Genomic DNA, 4,764 nt, shown 5'->3' on the forward strand with positions numbered 1-4,764 from the left:
ACCTCCAACACACACTCCCGAAACACCTCACACCCCTCAAACAACTCCCACCCCATCCCCAACCACTGACCCCCCTGACCCGGAAACACCAGGACAGGACGCTCCCGCCCGGAAGCGGCGGCTCCTGTGACGACGCCGCCCGGGACGGTCTCGCCGCGGCTGAGTGCCTCCAGGGCGTCGAGCAGCCGTGGGCGGTCCGCGGCGAGGACGACGGCGCGGTGGGTGAGTTCGGCGCGGGCGCTCAGGGCCGCGCTCACGTCGACGGGGTCGTGGCCGGGGGCCGCCGTGGCCCACTGGTGCAGGCGCTCGGCCTGTCCGCGCAGGGACTCCTCGCCGCGCGCGGACAGCATCCACGGCACGACTGGCAACTCGGGGCGTGAGCGCGGGAGTTGGTTGGCAGCGGCCCGTTCCTCCGGTGCCTGCTCCAGGATGACGTGTGCGTTCGTACCGCTGATGCCGAAGGACGACACGCCCGCGCGACGCGGGCGGCCCGTACGCGGCCAGGGAAGGTGGTCCGTCAGGAGACAGACGTCGCCCTCGGTCCAGTCCACGGCGGGGGTGGGCTCGTCCACGTGCAGGGTCTTCGGCAGCAGCCCGTGCCGCAGCGCCATCACTGTCTTGATCAGCGAGGCCGCGCCGGCCGCGGCCTGCGCGTGTCCGATGTTGGACTTCACGGAGCCGATCCACAGCGGTTCGCCCGTGCGCTCCTGTCCGTACGTGGCGAGCAGCGCCTGCGCTTCGATGGGGTCACCGAGTTTCGTCCCCGTGCCGTGCGCCTCCACCGCGTCCACGTCCGCCGGTGAAAGGCCCGCGCTCGCCAACGCCGCCCTGATGACGCGCTGTTGGGAGGGGCCGTTGGGTGCGGCCAGGCCGCTGCTCGCGCCGTCCTGGTTGACGGCCGAACCGCGCACCACCGCCAGCACGCGGTGCCCGAGGCGACGCGCGTCCGAGAGGCGCTCGACGACGAGCACGCCGAGGCCCTCGGCCGTGCTGAGACCGTCCGCGTCCGCCGCGAACGCCTTGCAGCGGCCGTCCTCGGCGAGTGCGCGCTGCCGGGAGAGCCCCATGAGCAGCGCGGGGCTCGCGAGGATGGTCACGCCGCCCGCCAGCGCCAGCGTGCAGTCGCCGTCACGCAGGGCCTGGCACGCCTGGTGGAGGGCGACCAGCGAGGAGGAGCAGGCGGTGTCGACGGAGACGGCGGGGCCTTCGAGGCCCAGCGCGTAGGCGACACGTCCGGAGAGCACGCTGAAGGAGTTGCCCATCATGGCGAAGCCCTCGGACTCGCGGGGCTCCTTCTCCAGGTCCGGTACGTAGTCGGAGCCGAGCGCGCCGACGAAGACACCGGTACGGCTGCCGCGCAGACCCTGCGGGTCGATGTCCGCCCGCTCCAACGCCTCCCACGACACTTCGAGCAGCAACCGCTGCTGCGGATCCATCGCCAACGCCTCACGCGGCGAGATACCGAAGAACTCCGCGTCGAACTCCCCGGCCTCGTGGACGAATCCGCCCTCGCGGACGTACGAGGTGCCGATTCGGCCGGGGTCGGGGTCGTAGAGCTTGGCCAGGTCCCAGCCTCGGTCCGTGGGGAAGGCGGAGATGACGTCCGCCCCTTCCGTCGCCACGCGCCACAGCCCCTCGGGCGAGTCCGCGCCGCCGGGGAACCGGCACGCCATGCCGACGATCGCCATGGGTTCGTCGGTGCGCGTCGTCCTGTTCGCCTCGGGGGTGGCCGACGCTGTCCGTGTCGTCGTCCCGGCGCCGAGTCCGTCGTGCAGGTGGGCGGCCAGGGCGACCGGGGTGGGGTAGTCGAAGATCAGGGTGGCGGGCAGTCGCCGTCCGGTGGCGACGGTCAGCCGGTTGCGGAGTTCCACGGCGGTGAGGGAGTCGAAACCCAGGTCCAGGAAGCCGCGTCGGGCGTCCACGTCCTGGAGGTTCCCGTGGCCGAGGACGGCGGCGACATGTGTGCGCACCAGTTCCAGGAGGACGTGCTCACGCTCGCCCTCCGGTACGGACGCCATGCGGCGGGCGAAGTCGGAGGCGGTGGCGTGCGCTCCCTGGGCCGCGACCCGCACGGGGGCGCGTACCAGGCCGCGCCACAGCACGGGCAGGGTGCGCTCGGCGGCCTGGGCACGGAGCCGGGGGAAGTCCATCCTGGCCGCCACGACCAGCGGTTCGCCCGCCGCGAGAGCGCTGTCAAGCACCTCGGGGACGGCGTCGGGGACGGTGCCGGACGACGACAGGGCGAGGGCGGTGGCGGACGCTCCGCGCGCGGCGCGCCGCTGGGCGAGCGCCGCGAGGAAGGCTCCCGCCCCTGCCGCTTCGGCGGCTTCGAGGCCACCACCGAGGGCGGCCGCGTCGGTCGAGCACAGCAGGAGTTGCACGGGGCGTCCTGCCGTCACGGTGTCGCCGTCGGCGGGCTCTTCCAGTTCCTCGACGAGTCGGTGGGTGTCCAGGGCGGCCCGGAGGCCGGTGGCGGCGTGGATGACGGTGAGGGGTGCGCTGCCGGCCGGGATGCGGGCGAGGAGGCGTCGCCGCGCGTCGAAGGCCATCGGGGTGGCTGCCTCGACGACGACATCGGCTCCCAAGACCCTCAGTTCGTCGGCGAGTTCCTCCAGCTCCGCAGGCAACGGCTCGTCATGCTCGTCTCCGGTCGCGAGAAAGACATGGCGTACGCCGCGCTGTGCGACCACGTGGCGCAGTACCGCCGCGCCGCGTGCGTCGGGGGCTCCGATGAGGAGGGCGGTGGCGTCGTCGCGGGGCTCGTCCTCGGCACCGGCGAACACGTCGTCCTGCGTGGTGATGCCCAGCCGGGCGAGCCGGGGGACGAGGGGCTGTCCGTCGCGCACGGCGATCTGGGACTCGTCGGACCACGCCATGGCGGCGAAGAGCACCGGCCAGTCGGGGGCGGGCGTCGCGGCGTCCAGGTCGACCAGCGCGAAGGCGCCGGGGCGTGCCGTCTGTGCGGCGCGCACGAGCCCCCAGACCGGCGCGGCGTCGAAATCCTGAGGGGTGTCCTCGGGGCCGGTGCCGACGGCGCCCCGGGTGAGCACGGCGAGGCGGACGGCCTCGAAGCGTGTGTCGTTCAGCCACGCCTCGATGAAGCGCCGGACCTGCCGTGTGAGTTCCAGCGCGCGGTCCGTGCCCTGCCGGTCGGCGGGGGCGCCTTCGGCGCGGCTGACGCAGTCGAGGACGACGAGGTCCGGGAGATCCGGGGCGGCGGGGCTGCCGTCGGCGTCCTGCCCGAGGACTTCCGCGAAGGCCGCCACCGGGCTGTCGTCAGCGCCGTGGCCACTCTGGCAGGCGTCGACGCGAAGTACGTACGTGGTGGGCTCCGCAGGGGCGGGCAGCGGGTCCAGCGGAGTCCAGCGGAGGCGCAGGAGGGTGTCGGGTGACTGCCCCTCGGAGGCGGACAGGGCCTGCGCCCCGACGGAGCGGAGGATCAGGCTCTGCGCGTGGGCGACGGGATCCCCGGCGGTGTCGGCGATCGTGACACTCATCGCGTCGGGACCCGAGGGAGCGAGGCGGACGCGGATGTCCGTGGCACCGGCGGCGTGCAGGGTGACGCCGTTCCAGGAGAACGGGAGCCACGTGCCGTCCGCCGGCAGGATGCCGCCGATCGCGGCGGCGTGCAGCGCGCCGTCGAGGAGGGCGGGATGGATGCCGTAGGGCCGTGCGGCGGCGCTACGGGCCGCCTCCGGCAGGCTCACTTCGGCGAACACTTCGTCGCCGCGGCGCCAGGCGGCACGCAGGCTCTGGAAGGCGGGGCCGTAGGTATAACCGCGTGCAGTCAACTCTTCGTACATTCCGGCGACTTCGACCGGTTCGGCGCCCGGGGGCGGCCAGGCCGCGAAGTCTCCGCAAGCGGCAGGCGCGGCTGCGCCGGAGGGCGCGAGCAGGCCTTCGGCGTGCGTCACCCACACGCCGTCCTCGTCGTCGCCCGCACGCGAGTGGACGGCGACGGTGCGCCGTCCCGTCTCCTCGGGGGCGCCGACGGCCACCTGGACGCAGAGGTCTCCGTGGCCGGGGACGGCGAGGGGGCTCTGCAGGGTCAGTTCCTCCAGGTGACGGCACTCGGTCTCCTGCCCGGCGCGCAGGGCCAGTTCGACGAACGCCGTGCCCGGTACCAGGGGCGCCCCGCCGACGGTGTGATCGGCCAGCCACGGCTGCGCCCGCTGCGACAGACGTCCGGAGAGCACGAGGCCGCCGCCGTCGGCCAGCCGCACCACGGCTGACAGCAGTCCGTGTTCGGCGGCGCCCAGCCCGGCCCGTGTCACCTCCGCGCCCGGGTCCGCCTCCACCCAGAAGCGGCGGCGCCGGAAAGCGTAGGTGGGAAGTTCCACGGAGCGGCCGTCGCGTCCGGGGCAGAACGCCTTCCAGTCCACCGGCACACCGGCCACCCACGCCTGCGCCACGGCCTCCACGACCGTACGCACCTCGCCCCGGTCCCGGCGCATCGCCGCAATCAGCACCATCTCCGGCGCCTCATCAGCCACACACTCCACGCCCGAAGCGGCAAGACCCCCACCCGGGCCGATCTCCACACACACCCCGACACGCTCCCGGGCCAACGTACGCATTCCCTCGTAAAAACGCACCGGCTCACGAACCTGCCGCACCCAGTAATCCGCCGAACACAAATCCTCGTCAGAAATCAACTCACCCGTCACATCGGAAACGACCGGAATCCGCGACGGACGGAAATCAACCCCCTCCGCCACCTTCCGGAAATCCTCCAACATCCCATCCATCAACGGCGAATGAAAC

Annotated in this window: 1 protein-coding gene; it reads right to left on the reverse strand. The window is 73.1% G+C overall.

Translation table 11 applies throughout. From position 1 onward, the window contains the following. Positions 1 to 4,748, reverse strand: a 4,748-nt coding sequence (locus tag ACWDVB_RS40115) for a beta-ketoacyl synthase N-terminal-like domain-containing protein (protein WP_451612061.1), incomplete at its 3' end; no start/stop codon positions are given. Positions 4,749 to 4,764 lie beyond the last annotated feature (16 nt).

It is taken from the genome of Streptomyces sp. NPDC003379 (assembly GCF_053589195.1).